Annotated in this window: 18 protein-coding genes; 12 read left to right on the forward strand and 6 right to left on the reverse strand. The window is 70.6% G+C overall.

Translation table 11 applies throughout. The annotated features are described in order from the left end of the window. The first annotated feature begins 36 nt into the window (after window positions 1-36). The 5 genes from ACR9Y5_RS08415 to smc all read left to right on the forward strand — a co-directional run bounded on the left by ACR9Y5_RS08415 (window position 37) and on the right by smc (window position 7656). A complete protein-coding gene (locus ACR9Y5_RS08415) occupies window positions 37-1050 on the forward strand; it encodes a branched-chain amino acid ABC transporter permease (protein WP_481297542.1) in 1014 nt (337 codons plus the stop codon). Further along, complete coding sequence (locus tag ACR9Y5_RS08420) at window positions 1047-2279, forward strand: branched-chain amino acid ABC transporter permease (RefSeq protein WP_481297543.1); 1233 nt, start codon at window positions 1047-1049, stop codon at window positions 2277-2279. Before ACR9Y5_RS08415 ends, ACR9Y5_RS08420 begins: the two co-directional genes overlap by 4 nt. Then, the gene (locus ACR9Y5_RS08425; protein ID WP_481297544.1) at window positions 2276-3187 is read left to right on the forward strand and encodes an ABC transporter ATP-binding protein; all 912 of its coding nucleotides are present in this window, start codon (window positions 2276-2278) and stop codon (window positions 3185-3187) included. The genes ACR9Y5_RS08420 and ACR9Y5_RS08425 overlap by 4 nt, the downstream gene beginning before the upstream one ends. Continuing rightward, the gene (locus tag ACR9Y5_RS08430; protein WP_481297545.1) at window positions 3174-3887 is read left to right on the forward strand and encodes an ABC transporter ATP-binding protein; all 714 of its coding nucleotides are present in this window, start codon (window positions 3174-3176) and stop codon (window positions 3885-3887) included. The genes ACR9Y5_RS08425 and ACR9Y5_RS08430 overlap by 14 nt, the downstream gene beginning before the upstream one ends. 151 nt (window positions 3888-4038) lie before the next feature. Beyond that, window positions 4039-7656 carry a chromosome segregation protein SMC gene (smc, locus tag ACR9Y5_RS08435; protein ID WP_481297546.1) on the forward strand — a complete coding sequence of 1206 codons (3618 nt, stop codon included), beginning with the start codon at window positions 4039-4041 and terminating at the stop codon, window positions 7654-7656. A gap of 27 nt (window positions 7657-7683) precedes the next feature. Here smc and ACR9Y5_RS08440 read toward each other — a convergent pair whose 3' ends face one another. Beyond that, entirely contained in the window at window positions 7684-8541 is an 858-nt protein-coding gene (locus ACR9Y5_RS08440) for a CHAD domain-containing protein (protein ID WP_481297547.1), read from the reverse strand. Between ACR9Y5_RS08440 and ftsY the strand changes: the two genes are divergently transcribed. The 3 genes from ftsY to ffh are packed head-to-tail and all read left to right on the forward strand — an operon-like array spanning window position 8540 to window position 11552. After that, window positions 8540-9415, forward strand: coding sequence for a signal recognition particle-docking protein FtsY (gene ftsY, locus ACR9Y5_RS08445; RefSeq protein WP_310128818.1), 876 nt, complete (start codon window positions 8540-8542; stop codon window positions 9413-9415). The two genes, ACR9Y5_RS08440 and ftsY, sit on opposite strands and share 2 nt — an antisense overlap. A gap of 10 nt (window positions 9416-9425) precedes the next feature. Further along, entirely contained in the window at window positions 9426-9929 is a 504-nt protein-coding gene (locus ACR9Y5_RS08450) for a DUF2004 domain-containing protein (protein ID WP_481297548.1), read from the forward strand. 48 nt (window positions 9930-9977) lie between these two features. After that, window positions 9978-11552 carry a signal recognition particle protein gene (ffh, locus tag ACR9Y5_RS08455; RefSeq protein WP_481297549.1) on the forward strand — a complete coding sequence of 525 codons (1575 nt, stop codon included), beginning with the start codon at window positions 9978-9980 and terminating at the stop codon, window positions 11550-11552. Window positions 11553-11591: 39 nt separating this feature from the next. On the opposite strand, the gene ACR9Y5_RS08460 is transcribed toward ffh, so the two are convergent. The 4 genes from ACR9Y5_RS08460 to ACR9Y5_RS08475 form a co-directional block, all read right to left on the reverse strand. Then, window positions 11592-12347 (reverse strand): SGNH/GDSL hydrolase family protein, encoded by a 756-nt coding sequence (locus ACR9Y5_RS08460; protein ID WP_481297550.1) that lies wholly within the window; start codon window positions 12345-12347, stop codon window positions 11592-11594. 105 nt (window positions 12348-12452) lie between these two features. Next, window positions 12453-13157, reverse strand: a complete 705-nt coding sequence (locus tag ACR9Y5_RS08465; protein WP_481297551.1) for an SGNH/GDSL hydrolase family protein — start codon at window positions 13155-13157, stop codon at window positions 12453-12455. Window positions 13158-13193: 36 nt separating this feature from the next. After that, a complete protein-coding gene (locus ACR9Y5_RS08470; protein WP_481297552.1) occupies window positions 13194-13886 on the reverse strand; it encodes an SGNH/GDSL hydrolase family protein in 693 nt (230 codons plus the stop codon). Window positions 13887-13950: 64 nt separating this feature from the next. Beyond that, a complete protein-coding gene (locus ACR9Y5_RS08475) occupies window positions 13951-15087 on the reverse strand; it encodes a glutamate--cysteine ligase (protein ID WP_481297553.1) in 1137 nt (378 codons plus the stop codon). 181 nt (window positions 15088-15268) lie between these two features. Here ACR9Y5_RS08475 and rpsP point away from each other — a divergent pair, with 181 nt between their 5' ends. The 3 genes from rpsP to rimM are packed head-to-tail and all read left to right on the forward strand — an operon-like array spanning window position 15269 to window position 16689. Continuing rightward, on the forward strand, window positions 15269-15751 hold the full coding sequence (gene rpsP / locus ACR9Y5_RS08480) for a 30S ribosomal protein S16 (RefSeq protein ID WP_481297554.1): 483 nt from the start codon (window positions 15269-15271) through the stop codon (window positions 15749-15751). Window positions 15752-15755: 4 nt separating this feature from the next. Beyond that, complete coding sequence (locus tag ACR9Y5_RS08485; protein ID WP_090042196.1) at window positions 15756-15986, forward strand: RNA-binding protein; 231 nt, start codon at window positions 15756-15758, stop codon at window positions 15984-15986. Between the two features lies 1 nt (window position 15987). Next, window positions 15988-16689: a ribosome maturation factor RimM gene (rimM, locus tag ACR9Y5_RS08490; protein WP_481297555.1), complete on the forward strand. Its 702-nt coding sequence runs from the start codon at window positions 15988-15990 to the stop codon at window positions 16687-16689. Window positions 16690-16763: 74 nt separating this feature from the next. Here the strand turns inward: rimM and ACR9Y5_RS08495 are convergent, their stop codons facing one another. Next, a complete protein-coding gene (locus ACR9Y5_RS08495; protein WP_481297556.1) occupies window positions 16764-17414 on the reverse strand; it encodes a GntR family transcriptional regulator in 651 nt (216 codons plus the stop codon). 47 nt (window positions 17415-17461) lie between these two features. Here ACR9Y5_RS08495 and ACR9Y5_RS08500 point away from each other — a divergent pair, with 47 nt between their 5' ends. Beyond that, window positions 17462-18673 (forward strand): MFS transporter, encoded by a 1212-nt coding sequence (locus tag ACR9Y5_RS08500; RefSeq protein WP_481297557.1) that lies wholly within the window; start codon window positions 17462-17464, stop codon window positions 18671-18673. Window positions 18674-18676: the final 3 nt, after the last annotated feature.

Genomic DNA, 18676 nt, shown 5'->3' on the forward strand with positions numbered 1-18676 from the left:
TCGACGGTGACCCGGCACTGAACCCTGGATGCTCGAATGCTCGAAACCCTCCTCCTCCATCCCGCCCTCGACAGCTCCTGGATCAACTTCGACGTCAACGCGCTCGTCCAGAACTTCTGGAGCGCGACGTTCGACGGGCTCACCTTCGGCGCTGTCTACGGCCTCATCGCCGTCGGCTACACGCTGGTCTACGGTGTGCTGAACCTGATCAACTTCGCCCACTCCGAGGTCTTCATCGTCGGCGCCTACGGCGTCGTCGTGACCCTCACCGCGCTCGGCTTCGGTCCGAGCGCACCAACGCTCGGCCCGGCGGCGATCATCGGCGACTTGATATTGGCGCTGCTCGTCGGAATGCTCGCCTCGGGAGCCACAGCCTGGATCCTCGAACGAGTCGCTTATCGTCCGCTACGCAAACGGAATGCGCCTCGATTGGTCTTCCTCATCACGGCGATCGGCGCCTCGTTCACGATCCAGTACCTGATCTTCCTCATCCCGGGGGTCGGCGCGAACGCGATGCCTGCGGTGACGATGTTCATCCCGCAGCCCATCTTCGACGTGTTCGGCACGATCGTGAACAGCCAGCAGCTGATCATCGTCATCGCCTCGGTGGTGCTGATGATCGCGACCGACTGGTTCATCCGCCGCACCCGCACCGGCCGCGGAATCCGCGCCGTGGCGCAGGACCCGGACACCGCGACCCTGATGGGCGTGAACAAGGAGCGGATCATCCAGATCACCTTCATCACCGGCGGAATCCTCGCCGGTGCGGCCGCACTGTTCTACGTGATGCTCGTGCCCTCCGGCGTGATCTACAACGGCGGGTTCATCCTCGGTGTCAAAGCGTTCGCCGCGGCGGTCCTCGGCGGCATCGGCAACGTCCGCGGCGCGCTGCTCGGCGGCCTGCTGCTCGGCGTCATCGGCAACTACGGGCAGATCCTGCTCGGCGACTCGCAGTGGACCGACGTGGTGGCGTTCGTCGTCCTCGTCCTGGTGCTGCTGGTCAAGCCGAGCGGCATCCTCGGCACTTCGCTCGGGAGGAGCCGCGCATGAGCATGACGGAAGGACCCCGGGTTCTGCCGGACGGTCGTGAGGAGCAGGCGGTCGACGCCTTCGAGGCGGCGCGCGCCAAGCGCAGCAACGGCCCGTTCGGGCAGCTCCGCGACCGCTGGAACAACCTGCCCCGCCCCGTGCAGTGGGCCTGGCTGCTCATCGTGGTGGTCATCGCGTACGCACTCCCGTACCTGAACTTCTTCCCCCTGAGCACGGCCCCGGGCAACGACTGGGCGCTGGCCTGCTTCTCGATGGCGGTCTACGCCCTCATCGCGATCGGCCTGAACGTCGTCGTCGGCTACGCGGGTCTGCTCGACCTCGGGTACGTCGCCTTCTTCGCGGTCGGCTCGTACACCGCGGCGATGCTGACCAGCCCGGACTCGCCGTTCCTGAAGATCCCGTACCTCTGGACCATCCCGGTCGCGATCGCCGTGACGATGACCTTCGGCATCATCCTGGGTGTCCCGACGCTTCGACTGCGCGGCGACTACCTGGCCATCGTCACGCTCGGCTTCGGCGAGATCGTCCGCATCCTCGCGACGATCATCCCGGCGATGAAGGGCCAGGTCGGCTTCCAGAACGTCGGCCACCCGCCGGGGACCAACGCGGACGGCGTCCCCATCTTCTCGAACTCCAACGGCGTGCCGTGGTACTGGCTGACGATCACCGTCATCATCGTCATCCTGCTGCTGGTCGGCAACCTGGAGCGCAGCCGTGTCGGCCGTGCCTGGGTGGCCATCCGCGAGGACGAGGACGCGGCGGAGATCATGGGCGTCCCGACGTTCAAGTACAAGGTGTGGGCGTTCGCCATCGGCGCCGGCGTCGGCGGCCTGTCCGGCGCCCTCTTCGCCGGCCAGGTGGGCTTCGTCAACAACCAGAAGTTCGACGTGCAGACCTCGATCCTGTTCCTCGCCGCCGTCGTGCTCGGCGGCGCGGGCAACAAGGTCGGAGCCATGCTCGGCGGTGCGATCGTGGCGTACATCCCGCTGCGCTTCACCGTCGTCGCGGACTACAAGTACCTGATCTTCGGCGTCGCGCTCGTGCTGATCATGATCTTCCGCTCGCAGGGCCTGTTCCCGGCTCGGCAGAAGCTGCTCGCGTACGGCAGGCACGCCTACCGCCGGGTGGCGGAGGCGGCGAAGGGACGGTCCGGGACACCGACGGCGGCGACGCCGGTGGTCGACCAGGGCTCGCTCGACGGAGACGGCGCGAAGGGAGGCGCACGATGACGGACGCACGCAACACGGTGCCGGAGGAGGAGCCCGCCCTCGGCGTGAACGAGGACGAGCTGGAGGCCGCGGGCATCGACCTGGAGGTCGCAGAGGCCGCGGCGCCCGACCGCGAGATCGCGGTCGAGGTGGGCGAGAACATCGTCGAGGTGCGCAACCTGACGGTGAAGTTCGGCGGCCTGACAGCCCTCGACGACGTCACGTTCGACATCCGCCGCGGCGAGATCCTGGGCCTGATCGGCCCGAACGGCGCAGGCAAGACGACGTGCTTCAACGCGATGACGGGCGTCTACAAGCCGACCAGCGGAGACGTGCTGCTGGAGGGCCAGACGATCAAGGGCCGCAAGCAGCACCAGATCACCCGCCTCGGCCTGTCGCGCACGTTCCAGAACATCCGCCTGTTCGGCGAGATGACAGCGCTGGAGAACGTGGTGGTGGGCCTGGATGCCCGGCACCGCACGTCGGTGCCGGGTGCCCTCCTGCGCCTCCCGCGCCACACCCGCGAGGAGAAGTCGTCCATCGAGCGCGGGATGGCGCTGCTCGAGTTCGTGGGCATCGCGGACCACGCCGGATCGCTGTCCCGCTCGCTGCCGTACGGCTACCAGCGTCGCCTGGAGATCGCGCGCGCACTCGCCACCGACCCCAAGGTGCTCTGCCTGGACGAGCCGGCCGCCGGCTTCAACCCGGCCGAGAAGGAGGAGCTCATGGAGCTCATCCGCACGATCCGGGCCGACGGCTACACGGTGCTGCTGATCGAACACGACATGAGGCTGGTCATGGGCGTCACCGACCGCATCGTGGTGCTGGAGTTCGGGCGCAAGATCGCCGACGACACCCCCGAAGCCATCCGGAACGACCCGCGCGTGATCGCCGCCTACCTCGGGGAGCCCGAAGATGACGTTGCTTGAGCTGAAGAACATCAGCGTTTCCTACGGCCGGATCGAGGCCATCCACGACATGTCCTTCTCCGTGGAGGAGGGCGAGATCGTGAGCCTCATCGGCGCGAACGGCGCCGGCAAGTCGACGACCATGAAGACGATCTCCGGCATCCTCAACCCGTCGAAGGGGTCGATCCTCTTCGACGGCGAGGACATCACCAAGATGAAGGCGCACATCCGCGTGGTCCGCGGGATCTCGCAGGCGCCGGAGGGCCGGGGCATCTTCCCCGGCATGACGGTGCTCGAGAACCTCGACATGGGCGCCTTCGGCCGCAAGGACCGCTCCAAGATGGGCGAGGACTTCGACCGTGTGTTCTCGCTGTTCCCGCGTCTCGCCGAGCGCAAGACGCAGGTCGGCGGCACGATGTCCGGCGGTGAGCAGCAGATGCTCGCCATCGGTCGCGCGCTGATGTCGAACCCGCGCCTGCTGCTCCTCGACGAGCCGTCGATGGGTCTGGCGCCCCAGTTCATCCGGCAGATCTTCTCGATCGTGACGGAGATCAACAAACAGGGGACGACCGTCCTGCTGGTGGAGCAGAACGCCAACCAGGCGCTGGCCCGCGCGCATCGCGGCTTCGTCCTGGAGACGGGCTACATCACGCGCGCGGGCACCGGCAAGGAGCTCCTCGCCGACCCCGCCATCAAGGAGGCCTACCTCGGCGTCGCCTGACGCCCCTCCCTCCCGGCGGGTCGCCCCCCGTCGAGTACACGAAAACTGCACGGAATCCCCCGGGATACCGTGCAGTTTTCGTGTACTCGACGGGGGAGTCGTGCGGCGCTCCGGCGCGGCGGCGGCCCGAACGTCCGGTAAATTCGCCTGCGTGTACTTGAAGAGTCTGACGCTCAAGGGCTTCAAGTCGTTCGCTCAGCCGACGACGTTCGCCTTCGAGCCGGGCGTCACCTGCGTCGTCGGCCCCAACGGGTCCGGCAAGTCGAACGTGGTCGACGCGCTCGCCTGGGTGATGGGCGAGCAGGGCGCCAAGACTCTTCGCGGCGGAAAGATGGAGGACGTCATCTTCGCCGGCACGGCCACCCGGGGGCCGCTCGGGCGCGCCGAGGTACAGCTCACCATCGACAACTCCGACGGCGCCCTGCCGATCGAGTACTCCGAGGTGACCATCTCGCGCACGCTGTTTCGCAACGGCGGCAGCGAGTACGCGATCAACGGGCAGTCCTGCCGGCTGCTCGACGTGCAGGAGCTGCTGAGCGACTCGGGCCTCGGCCGCGAGATGCACGTCATCGTCGGTCAGGGTCAGCTGGATGCGGTGCTGCACGCCAGCCCGGAGGACCGCCGCGGCTTCATCGAGGAGGCTGCCGGCATCCTGAAGCACCGGCGCCGCAAGGAGAAGACCCTCCGCAAGCTGGAGGCCATGCAGGCCAATCTGACCCGGCTGAGCGACCTGGCCGGCGAGGTGCGTCGGCAGCTGAAGCCGCTCGGGCACCAGGCCGAGATCGCTCGCGAGGCGCAATCGATCGCCGCAGTGGTCCGGGATGCGCGGGCGCGCCTCCTCGCCGACGAGGTCGTCACCCTGCGGCGCACTCTCGACGATCACAGCCGCACCGAGTCGGAGCGGCACAGCGAGCAGATCGTGCTGCAGGAGCAGCTGGAGCAGAAGCAGCTGCGCCGCACCCGGCTGGAGCAGGCGCAGGTCGGCGACGCGGTCGACACCGCACGCAGCACCGCCTTCGCCCTCGAGTCCGTGCAGGAGCGGCTCCGCAGCCTGTTCACGCTCGCCAATCAGCGGGTCGCCCTGCTCGGCAGCCAGGGGGACGCGCCGGACTCCGGCCCGAGCGTCACCCCGCAGAACGTGCAGGACGCCCGCGACGAGGTGGAGCGGCTGCGCGGTGTTGTCGCGGAGGCGGAGGCCGCCTGGACCGCGGCGCAGGGGGCGACCCGGGACGCGCGCGCCCGGCTCGACGCGGTCGACGAGGAGATCGCGGCGCAGAGCGCCCTCGTGTCCCGCCACGACCTGGAGATCTCGAAGCTGAACGGGCAGGCGGAGGCCGCCGCCCAGCGGCTCGCCGCCGTCCGCGGCGAGGTGCTGCGTCAGCAGAACGCGCTGGACGCGGCGACCGAGCGCCGCGAGCGCGCCCGCGCGGAGTTCGCCGCCCGTGAGGCCGAGGCCGCGACCGCCGACGTGGGCGAGGGCGACCTCGACGAAGCGTACGAAGTGGCCCAGGCGACCGTCTTCGAGGCGGAGGGCGAGATCGAGCGGTTGCGCGAGGAGCTGCACACGCTGGAGCGCGAACGCGACGCCCTCGCGGCGCGCACGAGCGCGCTGTCGCTCGCGCTCGATCAGAAGGACGGCTCGGCCGCGCTGGTCTCCGCCCGGCTGCCGGGCGTGCGCGGTCTCGTCGCCGAGCACGTCCGCGTGCATCCCGGTTTCGAGGCGGCCATCGCGGCCGCCCTCGGCACGCTCGCCGACGCCGTGCTCGCCGACGATCGCGGCGCGGCCCGGTCCGCGGTCGCACACGCGGCGGCCGACGACCTGGGGCGGGTCGAGGTGGTCGTCGCGGACGCGCCCGCCGCCTCCGTCGACCTGTCGGGCATGAGCGGCGTCGTCCCCGCGACCAGCGTGGTGGACGCGCCGGAGGGCGTGCGCGGCATCCTGGCGTTCACCGCCGTCGCCGACGACCTGGAGGCGGCCCAGAACGCCTTCGAATCGTTCCGCGCCCGGTCGCTCGGCGGACCGGTGACCATCATCACCAAGAGCGGGGATGTGCTCACCGAGCACGTCCTCCGCGGCGGCTCTGGCGCCAAGCAGAGCCGTATCGAACTCATCGCCGACCGGGATGCCGCCCAGGAGCGGCTGACCGAGGTCACCTCGCTCGGCGACCGCGCGAAGTTCGCCCTCGCGGAGCAGCGCGGGGTGCTGCAGGTGGCCAAGGAGCAGTCGCAGGCGGCCCTCGCGACGCTGCGGGAGTTCGACGCGAAGCTCGCGGCCCGCACCGAGCAGCTGAACCGGCTGAAGGTGCAGCTGGAGGCGTCCCAGGCCGAGTTCGACCGGCTGAGCCGGGCGCTGGAGCAGGCTGCCGAACGCGTCGCGGAGGCCGAGCAGGCCGCCGACAGAGCGAAGGCCGAGCTGGACGCTGCGCGATCGCGTCCGCGCCCCATCCTCGACGTCAGCGCCCGGGACGCTCTCGCGACCGAGCTCGACGCCGCCCGTGAGGCGGAGGTGGAGGCCCGGCTGTCCGTCGAGACGGCCAAGGAGCGGGTGCGTGCCGAGCAGGCACGCGGCGAGGTGCTGGCACGGCGGCTGGAGGCGGAACGCGCCGCCGCGGAGGAGGCGGCACGACGCGCAGTGATCCGCCGCCGGCAGCTGGATGACGCGGAGACCGTGATCTCGGCCCTCCCGGCCGTCCTGGCGTCGGTCGACCGCTCCGTCGCCCAGGCGCGCCTCGAGCTCGCGCAGGCCGAGGCGGAGCGCGCCAGCCAGAACGAGGAGCTGGCGACGCTGCGGCGCGACGAGAACGCCGTGCGGGAGCGCCTGCAGGCGATCACCGAGTCGGTGCACGGCCTGGAGCTGCAGATCTACGAGAAGAAACTGCACCTCTCCAGCCTCTTGGAGCGCGCGGGGAGCGAGCTGGGGCTCGTGGAGGACGTGCTGGTCGCCGAGTACGGCCCGGCCGTGCCCGTCCCGGTGGACGTCGCGCGCGGCGCAGCCGCCGAGCGAGACGTCGACGAGAGCGGCGACACCGCCGACGGCCACACCGCCGACGCCGCGGACACCGACGCCGTCCCGGAGACGGTCCCGTTCTCCCGCGAGCAGCAGCAGAAACGTCTCGCGGCCGCCGAGCGGAAGCTCGCCCAACTCGGCCGGGTGAACCCGCTCGCGCTGGAGGAGTTCGCCGCGCTGGAGCAGCGGCACAAATTCCTCACCGAGCAGCTGACCGACCTCACGAACACCCGCAAGGACCTCCTCACGATCATCGAGGACATCGACGAGCGGATGCAGACCATCTTCGAGTCGGCGTTCGCCGACACCGAGGCGGCCTTCACACGCGTGTTCCCGATCCTGTTCCCGGGCGGCCAGGGCAGCATCAGCCTGACCAACCCCGACGACCTGCTGACGACCGGCATCGAGGTCTCCGTGAAGCCCGCGGGCAAGAAGATCGAGCGGCTGTCGCTGCTCTCCGGCGGCGAGCGGTCGCTGGCGGCCGTCGCGCTGCTCATCGCCATCTTCAAGGCCCGGCCCAGCCCGTTCTACATCATGGACGAGGTGGAGGCGGCCCTGGACGACGCGAATCTAGGCCGGCTGCTCACCATCTTCGAGGATCTGCGCGAGAGCAGCCAGCTCATCGTGATCACGCACCAGAAGCGCACGATGGAGATCGCCGACGCCCTCTACGGCGTGTCGATGCGCCAGGACGGCGTGTCGGCGGTGGTGGGCCAGCGTGTCGCCCAGGAGCGCGAGCAGGACCAGGAGCGCGCGAGTTAGTCCGGCGCCCGGGGGCCGGGTGCGTTCTCAGAGCCCGGCCGCGGCCTCCACCGCACCCAGCTTCTCGTCCAGGCCGACGAGTTTCTCGGCCGCGCGCCGTTCGCAGTCCTCCGCCAGCGCCTCGACGCCGGCCGTGACCGGCGCGGACAGGCCGTCCACCTCTGCATGCTCGCGCAGGTGCCGCGCCAGCAGGACCAGGTCGCGGTGGTCGCCCAGCGCATCCTGCAGCTCCTCCGCCGCCTCGGCGAGCCGCACGGCACCGCCCCCGAGGTCGTCCGGCACCGCCTCCGCGGCGTAGCGGAGGCGCCGGGCCGCCTTGCGTGCGGCGTGGCGCTCCTCCAGACGCTCGCCTTCGACGCGCAGCACCCGGCGCGCGGCCTTGCGGAGGCCTTTCCGCGCGATCCGTCGAGGATGCGCGGAGCCGTCCTCGGTGAGCGGGGGCGCCGCGGCGAACGACTGCAGGTCGGCGAGCAGCTCGCGGTGGCCGCGGCTGCGGACGTGCCGGAGCAGGTCGTCGAGCGCACGCCCGTACTGGGCCCGGGTCCTCGCCGCCATCGCCTCGACGGCGTCGACGACGGCCGGGTCCGCCTGCTCGATCAGCAGTGCTTCGAGGTCGCGTGCCCGCACGTCCAGGTCGCGCACATCGCCCAGCCGGTGCCCCAGCCGCTTGAGCCGCGCGCGCAGGCTGCGCTGTTCCTCCCGGTCGAACGCCTTCCGGTACACCGCGAGGATGCTGCGCAGCCGCCGCACGCGCGTCCGCGCCTGGTGCACCGCATCCTCGCCGCCGGTCTCGATCGCCACCAGCTGCTCCGCCAGCTCCGCCGAGACCTCCACGAGCGCGTACATGAGCACACCGTACATCCGCGCGGCTAGGCTGATCGTCATGGCTGACCGCACCCCCTGGTCTCTGTCGGGCGCCCTCCGCGGGCTGTTCGCCAAGAAGACCATCGACGACGACACCTGGGACGACCTCGAAACGGCGCTGATCACCGCCGACTTCGGCCCGGATGTCACCGAGGCCGTGGTCGACGATCTGCGCGCCAAGGTCGAGCGGTACCACACCACCGACCCGGCCGACCTGCAGCGGATGCTGCGCGAGACGCTCGAGGAGCGCCTGTCGAAGCTCGACACCACCCTCAAGCTGAGCGACCGTCCGGCGATCGTGCTGGTCGTCGGCGTGAACGGCGTCGGCAAGACGACGACGATCGGCAAGTTCGCCAAGTTCCTGCGCACCTACGACCGCTCGGTCGTCGTCGGAGCGGCCGACACGTTCCGTGCCGCAGCCGTCGAGCAGCTGGCGACGTGGGCGGAGCGGGCGGGCGCCGAGATCGTCCGGCCGCAGCAGCAGGGCCAGGACCCGGCGTCCGTAGCCTTCCAGACGGTCGAGAAGGCCAAGCGGGACGGCACCGAGATCGTCATCATCGACACGGCCGGCCGGCTGCAGACCAAGGGCGGCCTGATGGACGAGCTCTCCAAGATCAAGCGCGTCGTCGAGAAGCAGTCGCCGATCGCCGAGGTGCTCCTCGTCCTCGACGCGACCACCGGCCAGAACGGGCTCGCCCAGGCCGAGGCGTTCCTCGAGCACGCGGGCGTCACCGGCCTGGTGCTCACCAAGCTCGACGGCTCGGCGAAGGGCGGCTTCGTGCTCGCGGTGCAGGAGCGCACCGGCATCCCGATCAAGCTGGTCGGCCAGGGCGAGGGCATCAACGACCTGACCGGCTTCACCCCGCACGTCTTCGCGCAGCAGCTGGTCGGATAGGGGCGGCGACATGGCGATCGAGCACGACTTCTTCGGCATCATCGACGAGACCGCGAGCGGCGGCCTCGCCTGGGACGACACCGTGGAGCTGGGCGATCAGGCCGTCGAGGTCGAGCTGCTGGCCGACGACGAGAGCGCCGTGCCGGAGTTCGCGGTGGATGCGGCGGCCGCGCTCATCCAGGCGCTCGAGGGCTTCGATGCCCGCGCCCGGGATGCGCTGGTCGCCGAGCTGAGCTCGCGGCAGTCGGCGACGACCAGCTACATCGACGAGCACGTCGACAAGCTGGGGGAGAGCCTCCTCGACCTGCTGGTCTACAACTCGGGCGACATCGCGATCGACGTGCTGCGTTCGCTCCAGCTGCTCACCGTCGTCATCCAGGTGGACCACTCCGACGAGGACGAGGTCTTCGCGACGTTCGATTACTCGATCGCGCCGGACGAGTCGGATGCGCTGCTCACCGTGTCGTTCGACGTGCGCGGCGACGTCGTCTCGGTCGAGACATCCGGCGACTGAGCACGTTCACGGCGGCCGGCCGACGTCGCCCGATAGAATAAGCGCATCATGGCTACTTTCGGCTCGCTCTCCGACCGTCTTGCGGACACCTTCAAGAACCTGCGCACCAAGGGCAAGCTGTCGCCGGCCGACGTCGACGGCACCGTGCGCGAGATCCGGCGCGCGCTGCTCGACGCCGACGTCGCCCTTCCGGTCGTCAAGGACTTCACCGCGAAGGTGCGCGAGCGCGCGCTCAGCGACGAGGTCAACAAGGCCCTGAACCCGGCTCAGCAGGTCGTGCAGATCGTCAACGAAGAGCTCGTCGCCATCCTGGGCGGCCAGCAGCGCCGTCTGCAGTTCGCGAAGCGCCCGCCGACGGTGATCATGCTCGCGGGCCTGCAGGGCGCCGGAAAGACCACGCTCGCCGGCAAGCTCGGCAAGTGGCTGGTGAAGGACGGCCACACGCCGCTCCTGGTCGCCGCCGACCTCCAGCGCCCGAACGCCGTGACCCAGCTCCAGATCGTCGGTGAGCAGGCCGGTGTCCCGGTGTTCGCGCCGGAGCCCGGCAACGGCGTCGGCAACCCGGTGAAGGTCGCGAAGGATGCGCTGAAATTCGCCGAGACCAAGCAGTACGACACGGTCGTCATCGACACCGCCGGCCGTCTCGGCGTCGACGCCGAGCTGATGAAGCAGGCGGCCGACATCCGCAAGGCGACGGACCCCGACGAGGTGCTGTTCGTCATCGACGCCATGATCGGTCAGGACGCCGTCGCGACCGCCAAGGCGTTCCAGGACGGCGTCGACTTCACCGGTGTGGTCCTCTCCAAGCTCGACGGCGACGCGCGCGGTGGCGCGGCCCTCTCGGTCGCCTCGGTGACCGGCCGCCCGATCATCTTCGCGTCCACCGGTGAGAACCTCGACGACTTCGAGCCGTTTTACCCGGACCGCATGGCGTCGCGCATCCTCGACCTCGGCGACATCCTGACTCTCATCGAGCAGGCCCAGGAGGCCTTCGACGAGGAGGAGGCGCGCAAGGTCGCCGAGAAGTTCGCGACCGACAGCTTCACGCTCGACGACTTCCTCAAGCAGATGCAGCAGCTGCGCAACATGGGCTCCATCAAGAAGATGATGGGCATGCTGCCGGGCGCCGGCCAGATGAAGCAGCAGCTGGACAACTTCGACGAGCGGGAGATCGTCCGCACCGAGGCGATCATCCAGTCGATGACGAAGGCGGAGCGCACCAACCCGAAGCTGCTCAACGGCTCGCGGCGGCTGCGCATCGCCAAGGGCTCCGGCACAACGGTCACCGAGGTGAACCAGCTGGTCACCCGGTTCGAGCAGGCGGCCAAGATGATGAAGACGGTCGCGAAGGGCGGCGTTCCGAACGTGCCAGGGATGGGCCCGATCCCCGGTGCGTCCTACGCCGGCCGCAAGCAGCAGAAGAACAAGAAGAAGAGCGGTTCGCGCTCGGGCAACCCGGCGAAGCGTGCGGCGGAGAACGCCGCCCTCGCCGCGGGGGTCAAGCCCGGCGCCGGCGCGCAGGGGGGCGGCAGCGGCTTCGGTCTCGGCGGGGGAGCTGCAGCTCCCCAGGGCGGGCCCTCCGAGGAGGAGATGGCCGCGCTGCAGAAGCTCCTCGGCCGCTGACGCTCGGCGCCCGCGTTCCTGGAGCGCGGACCGTCGACGTCAGAGGGCGAGGTTGAGCGGGCGCAGCTTCGACTCGATCGTCTGCGCGACGACCTTCTGACCGGCCGCGTTGGGGTGGATGCCGTCCGCCTGGACCAGCTGCGTGCGCCCGACGAGCGGGAAGCCGATGTCCAGCCATGTGCCGCCGACGTCGCGCACGGCGTCGCCGACGATCTCGTCGACGTGCGTCATGGTGGCCGGGGGCTGGTCCGATCCCCAAATGCCCGTGACGCCGATGATAGTGGCGTGCGGGAAGCGCTCGCGCAGCTCGCGCAGCATCCGGTCGGCGTTCGCCGTCACCGCTGCCGGGTCCTGGTCGCGGTCGTTGCGGGTGGCGGCGAGGAGGATGACCTGCGGCTGCAGCCGCAGTGCGGCGTCGACCTGCTGCCGGTACGTGGTGCCGTTCCAGCCGGGCTTCACGAAGCCGGAGCCGGAGACGGCGAGGTCGGTGAGCTTCCAGCCATGCGAGGCGGACACGAGGGCCGGCCACGCCTGATCCGGTGTGACGCCCTTTCCGAAGGCGATGGAGTCACCGATCGCGACGGCATCGACGGTGCCTGTCGTCCCCTGACGGGCGGTCGTCCCGGCCGCCGCGACAGCGGTGGGCCGAGTGCCCTGGGCGGGCTGCACCTGCCCGGCCGCCGGCCGCACGGAGGGGAGCGCGGCGCATCCCGCGAGGGCCAGCAGCGCCGCCGCCACGGCCGCGGGCGCGACGAGCGCGAGGCGGGTGCGGAGGCGTCGGGTGTGGATGCGCACGGGTGCGAGGCTAAACGGTCGAAGCTCCGAACCGGCTGTGAGTCCCTTCCGGGCGTGTCTGCGCAGTGGTAACTCGGGCGCCGGACGACGCGGACTGGCGGTGCCTCAGCGCGGGAACGTCTGCTGGGCGATGCTGTTCGCGATCATCGTGGCGAGCATCCGCTGACCGGCGACGGTGGGGTGGACGTGGTCTGCGAGCACCAGGTCGTCGTGCCCGCTGAACGGCTGGCCCAGCGAGACCCAGGAACCGCCGACGTCGAGCACGGCGTCCCGGACCGTCGCCGAGATGACCGCCACCTGCGCCGGCGCGGGCTCGGCGCCCCACAGCGCGCTGACGCCGATGATCCGGGCGTCCGGGAGCGCGGTGCGCAGCCGCCTCAGGGCCGCCGTGGCATCCGCCTTCAGGGTGGTGGTCGGCGCGAAGAGGTCGTTCCGCGTCGCGCCGATGAGCACCACGTCGGGATGCAGGCGGATGACGGCGCTGACCTGGTCGTCGAAGGTGTGCGTGTTGAGGCCGGGCACGGTGAAGCCCGCTGCGCTCTCGCCGAAGTCGCTCAGCGTCCACCCGAACCGCTGCGCGACCAGCAGCGGCCACGCGTCCTCGGCGGGGACGCCGTTGCCGATCGCGATCGAGTCGCCGATCGCAGCGGCGATCACCGGGCGCGGCGTCGATGTCGGGCTGGGCACGGGGGCGGGCTCGGCCGTCGGCGCGGCCCGCGTCGCGGCCATGCACCCGACGAGTGAGACGCCCAGGAGGGCGGCGGCCAGGAGGGCAGCGAAGGAAGCGAGGAGTGAGCGTCGGGTCGTCACGTGATCAACGATAGGAGAAGCTGCCTGGGCGGAAGCTCACGCCCCGAGCCTGGTCTCGACCACTGCGGCGATCGCCTGCTGGCCGGGAAGGGTCGGGTGCTCGCCGTCGTCCTGCACCAGACCCGCGCCGTCCCGGTACGGCTGGCCGAGGTCGAGCCAGGTGCCGCCGACGCCCTCCACAGCCTTCTGGAGCGCGTCGTCGAAGGGGGCCAGTTCGTCGTCGCCGGCCTCGCCGGAGAGGGCGTTGAACCCGACGATGTGCGCATCCGGGAGCGACGAGTGGAGGCGGTCGACCTGCTTCTCCATCGCGTCCGCGACCTGGGAGACCCCGGTTCCGAGGTCGTTGTCGGAGGCGCCGATCAGCACCAGGTCGGCGTTGGAGGCGATGGCGCCGTCGACCTGGGCGGAGAAGTCCGCGCCGTTGGAGCCCTGCGCGACGAAGCCGGCCCCGGGGACGCTCAGGTTGTCGAGCCGCCAGCCCCGGTCCGCCGCCACGAGGGCCGGCCAGGCCTCCTGGGGCTCGAGCCCGAGACCGGATTCGATCGAGTCGCCGATCACCGCGACATGCGTACCCGACGCCGTCGTCGTGCGGCCGGCGACCGCGCCGGCTCCGCCCGCGCCGGCGGCAGCCCCGATACCGGCGCTCGCGCAACCGGAGAGGGCGCTGAGTGCCAGCAGCGCGGCGGTCAAGGCCGTCGCGGCGGTCGCGAGGGGACGGCGGGCGAGCATGCTCATACGGTACGCGCGCATCCTATGGATGGGCTCTGGCCGCGATGAGGATGAGCCGAGCCGGTCAGCGGCCGAGACCGCTCCGCAGTTCGTGCGTGAGCGAGCTCACGACGGCCTGGAGGCTGCCGCCGTTCGCCTCCGCCACGGCCAGCTGGCGCTGGTAGCTGCCGCCGGTGTCGAGGATGGTGAGCACGGTCGCCAGCTCGTCCGTGCATCCCAGCCGCTCGGCTTCGGGCTGGAGCTCGCCGACCAGCTCGCGCAGGGAGTCGGACACGAGTCGCTCGCTGCCGTCCGGCGCCACGATGATCTCCGCATCCAGCCCGTACCGTGCGGCACGCCACTTGTTCTCGCGCACGAACCACGGCTGCAGCGTCACCGGCTCGGCCCCCTCGTCCAGCTGCCCGGACATCCGGTCGGTGAGGCAGTGGATCAGCGCCGAGACCGCGCCGACCTCGTCCGCCGTCGACAGCCCGTCGCAGGCGCGCATCTCGACCGTTCCCCATTTCGGCGACGGGCGGATGTCCCAGCGCACCTCCGAGTGGTCCTCGACGACGCCCGTGGTCACGAGATCCTGCACGTACTCCTCGTAATTGGCCCAGGTCCCGAACTGCCAGGGCAGCCCCGCCGTCGGGAGCTGCTGGAACATCAGCGCGCGGTTGGAGGCGTAGCCTGTCCGCGCTCCCGCCCAGAACGGGCTGGAGGCGCTGAGGGCCTGAAGGTGCGGGTAATAGGTGAGCAGCCCGTTCACGATCGGCAGCGCCTTGTCGACCGAGTCGATGCCGACGTGGACGTGCACGCCCCAGATCATCATCTGCCGTCCCCACCACTGCGTGCGGTCGAGAAGCCGGTCGTATCGCTCGTTCGGCGTGACCTTCTGGTCGAACCACTGGGCGAAGGGATGCGTCCCCGCGCACATCAGCTCCACGCCGAGCGGGTCCGTCACTCCGCGGACCAGCCCGATCAGCTCCTGCAGGTCGGCGATCGCGGCGGGCACCGTGTTGTGGACGCGGCTGACCAGCTCGACGGTGTTCAGGAGCAGCTCGTGCGTGATCTGCGGATGCTCCCGGCCGTCCGGCGTGCCGAGCTCGCGGAGCACCTCGTCGGCGAGCTGGACCAGGTCGCCGGTGGACGCATCCACGAGCGCGAGCTCCCACTCGATGCCGACAGTGGAGCGCTCGGACTCCGCGAAATCGATCTGCATGCGGTCGTCCCGTCCGTCCGATTGTTCAAAGCAGCGCAGTATCTGACAGAATAGCTAGTTGAGTTCGACGTGCCCGACCCTCTATCCGGTGCGTGGGACGAACATTAGACCTCCTGCCGAGTGTGCCCCCACGCCCACGGCAGTCAGTTCGACACAACTCATCCACTCACACAGGAGAATCGTGGCCGTCAAAATCCGTCTGAAGCGCCTGGGCAAGATCCGCGCTCCGTACTACCGCATCGTCGTCGCCGACTCGCGCACCAAGCGCGATGGTCGCGTCATCGAGGAGATCGGTCTGTACCACCCGACCGAGGAGCCCTCGCGCATCGAGGTCGACTCCGACCGTGCGCAGTACTGGCTCGGCGTCGGCGCCCAGCCGACCGAGCAGGTCCGCGCTCTGCTCAAGCTGACCGGCGACTGGGGTCGCTACAAGGGCGACAAGAACGCCGTGAGCACCGTCAAGGTCGCCGAGGGCAAGGCGGAGTTCGTCGCCGACGACACGAAGAAGCCGGTCCTCAAGCCCAAGGCCGAGAAGCCTGCTGCCGTCGCCGCCGAGGCGGAGGCCGTCGTCGAGGCCGAGGTCGAGCGCGAGGAGGCCGCCGAGGCCAACGTGGTCGCCGAGGCCGAGGCGATCGCCGACGACGCGTCCGACGAGAAGGCCTGACGTCTTGCTCGCACCCGCGCTCACGCACCTGGTCAAGGGGATCGTCGATCACCCTGACGACGTCCACGTCGTGGCCAAGAGCTCCCCGCGTGGCGAGGTCCTCGAGATTCGCGTGAATCCCGAGGACCTCGGCCGGGTGATCGGCCGCTCCGGCCGCACGGCGAAGGCCCTCCGCACGCTCGTGGCCGCGCTGGCCGACGGCCGGCGCGTCCGTGTCGACGTCGTCGACGACTGAGGTGGCCGACCACAAACTGCCCCGCAAGGAGGTCGCCCCCCGGCCCGGTCAGACCGAGCTGCGGGTCGGGCGCCTGACCAAGGCGCACGGCCTCAAGGGCGCGCTCAAGCTGGAACTGTTCACGGACGAGCCGGAGAAGAGGTTCGTCCCGGGCGCGGTGTTCACCCTGCAGGTGCCCACCGCCTCCAAGTGGCACGGCAGGACTCTGGAGCTCCGTGAGCTCCGCTGGTACAACGGCCACCCGGTCGGGTTCTTCGAGGGGGTCGACGACCGCACCGAGGCCGAGACGCTCGTCAAGGCGATCCTCTGGGTCAGCCAGGACCTGAAAGAGCTGCCCGAGGAGGAGGACGCCTGGTACGACCACCAGCTGGTCGGACTCGACGCGGTCCGGGACGGCGTCACGGTCGGGCGGGTCGCCCGCGTCGACCATCTCCCGGCGCAGGATCTGCTGGCCGTGGCCACCGCCGAGGGCGAGGTTCTCGTGCCGTTCGTCAAGGCGATCGTCCCGGAGGTCGACCTCGCCGCGGGGACCGTCACGCTGACGCCCCCGGCCGGCCTCTTCGAGGACCTGCCGGACGACGATCCGGAGCCGGCGGCCGAGACGGAGACGCTGCCGGAACCGGAGTCGGAGACGCAGCCGGAGCCGGGGACGCAGTCGCAGCCGGACGCCGAGACCCCTGCGGCACCCTCCGACGAGGACTGACCGCATCGCTCTATGCGTACGAAGGGCGATCCGATCGGGTCGCCCTTCTCCGCGTCTGCGGACGATTCCGTGCGTCAGGACACGATCGCCAGCCCGCGGCCGCGCAGGCTGCGCGCCTGCGCATCCAGAGCGGTGACCAGGCCGTCGTGGGTCGCGACGATGTGGTGATGGATGAGCTCCGCGGCGTCGTCCGGACGGCGCGCTGCAAGCGCACGCACGATCTCCCGGTGCTCCTGCCACGCCTCCTCGCTCCGGGCGACCAGCCAGCGGGCGCGCGCCAGCCGTGTCATGGCCGCATCCACCGCATCCGCGAAGAAGTGGTTGCCCGACAGCGCGGCGAGGCGCACATGGAAGTCGGTGCCGGCTCGCACCGCCTCGTCGGCGGGGAGGGCGGTGTCGTAGGCGTCGAGCTCGTCCGCGAGCGCGGCGATCTCGTCGTCCGTCGCGCGGGCGCTGCTGAGACGGACAGCACCGGTCTCCAGCGCGTCGCGGAGTTCGCTCAGCCGTGCGATCTCCCCGAGGTCGATGGGGGAGACCTCCCACGCCCGGCCGTCGCGCACGACCAGTCCCTCGGACTCCAGGCGCATGAGCGCTGCTCGGAGCGGGGTCCGGGAGGCGCCGAGTTCCGTCTCGAGGCCGCGCTCGGTGAGGCGCGAGCCGGGGACGCGGTCCAGATCGAGGATCTGCGCGCGCAGTGTGGCGTAGACCTGCGGCTGCTCGGGCATGGATCCTCCTTTGGTATACCGCGGTGGTATACCGCTAGGGTATACCCATGGATCGCCGAATCGCCCGCCGTCCTCATCCGTGGTGGATGCTCAGCTTCGGCGTGCTCGCGCAAGCCAGCTCCACCGTGTTCGTCTCCACCCCGGCGTTCCTCATCCCGCTGCTGCACGCCGAGCGCGGGCTCAGCCTCGCCCAGGCCGGACTTCTCGCTTCCGCGCCGACCCTGGGACTCGTGCTGACCCTGATCGCCTGGGGCGCGCTGAGCGACCGGATCGGGGAGCGCTGGGTGATCGCCTCCGGCCTCGCCGTCACCGCGGCGGCCGCGGTGGGAGCGATGTTCGTCGACTCGTACCTGGCCCTCGGCGCGCTGTTCCTGGTGGGCGGCATGGCCTCGGCCAGCCCCAACGCGGCGAGCGGACGGGTGGTGATCGGCTGGTTCCCTAAGGAGCGTCGCGGTCTGGCCATGGGCATCCGTCAGATGTGCCAGCCGCTCGGCGTGGCGATCGCCGCCCTGAGCATCCCGCTGCTGGCCGCGAACGGGGGAGTGGCCGCGGCCCTCGTCGTGCCCGCTGTGCTGTGCGGCGTGTCCGCCGTCGTCTGCGCGATCGGGATCGTCGATCCTCCGCGTCCGCAGCGCAGCGCGGCCGACGGCGCCGAGGCGCATCCTCAGGCCGTCTGGCGGCCGTACCGCGAGACGTCGCTGCTGTGGCGCATCCACGGCGTCTCGATGCTCCTGGTGGTGCCGCAGTTCACGGTGTCGACGTTCGGGCTGGTGTGGCTCGTGGCCGAACTCCACTTCACGTCGCTAGCCGCCGGGATCGTCATCGGCGTCAGCCAGTTCGCCGGCGCCATCGGACGGATCGGGATCGGCGTGCTCAGCGACCGCGTCGGCAGTCACCTGCGTCCCCTCCGCTGGGTGTCGCTGTGCGCGGTGGGTGTGATGCTGCTGATGGCGGCCGCGTCGGCGCTCGGCTCGGCCGCCGCCGCGGTCATCCTGATCGTCGCGGCGATCGTCACCGTGGCCGACAACGGGCTGGCCTATACCTCGGTCGCCGAGATCGCGGGCCCGTTCTGGTCGGGACGTGCGCTCGGCGCCCAGAACACCGGGCAGTTCCTCGCCGCCTCGGTGGTCGGGCCGGCCGTGGGTGCGCTGATCGGATGGGTCGGATACCCGGCCGCCTTCGCCGTCGTCGCCCTCTGCCCGGCTGTCGCCACGCCGCTGGTGCCCCGCGACCGGGAGCTCGCCGTCGTCCCCGCCTGAGGA

It is taken from the genome of Leifsonia sp. KNZ13-11D, from assembly GCF_056754895.1.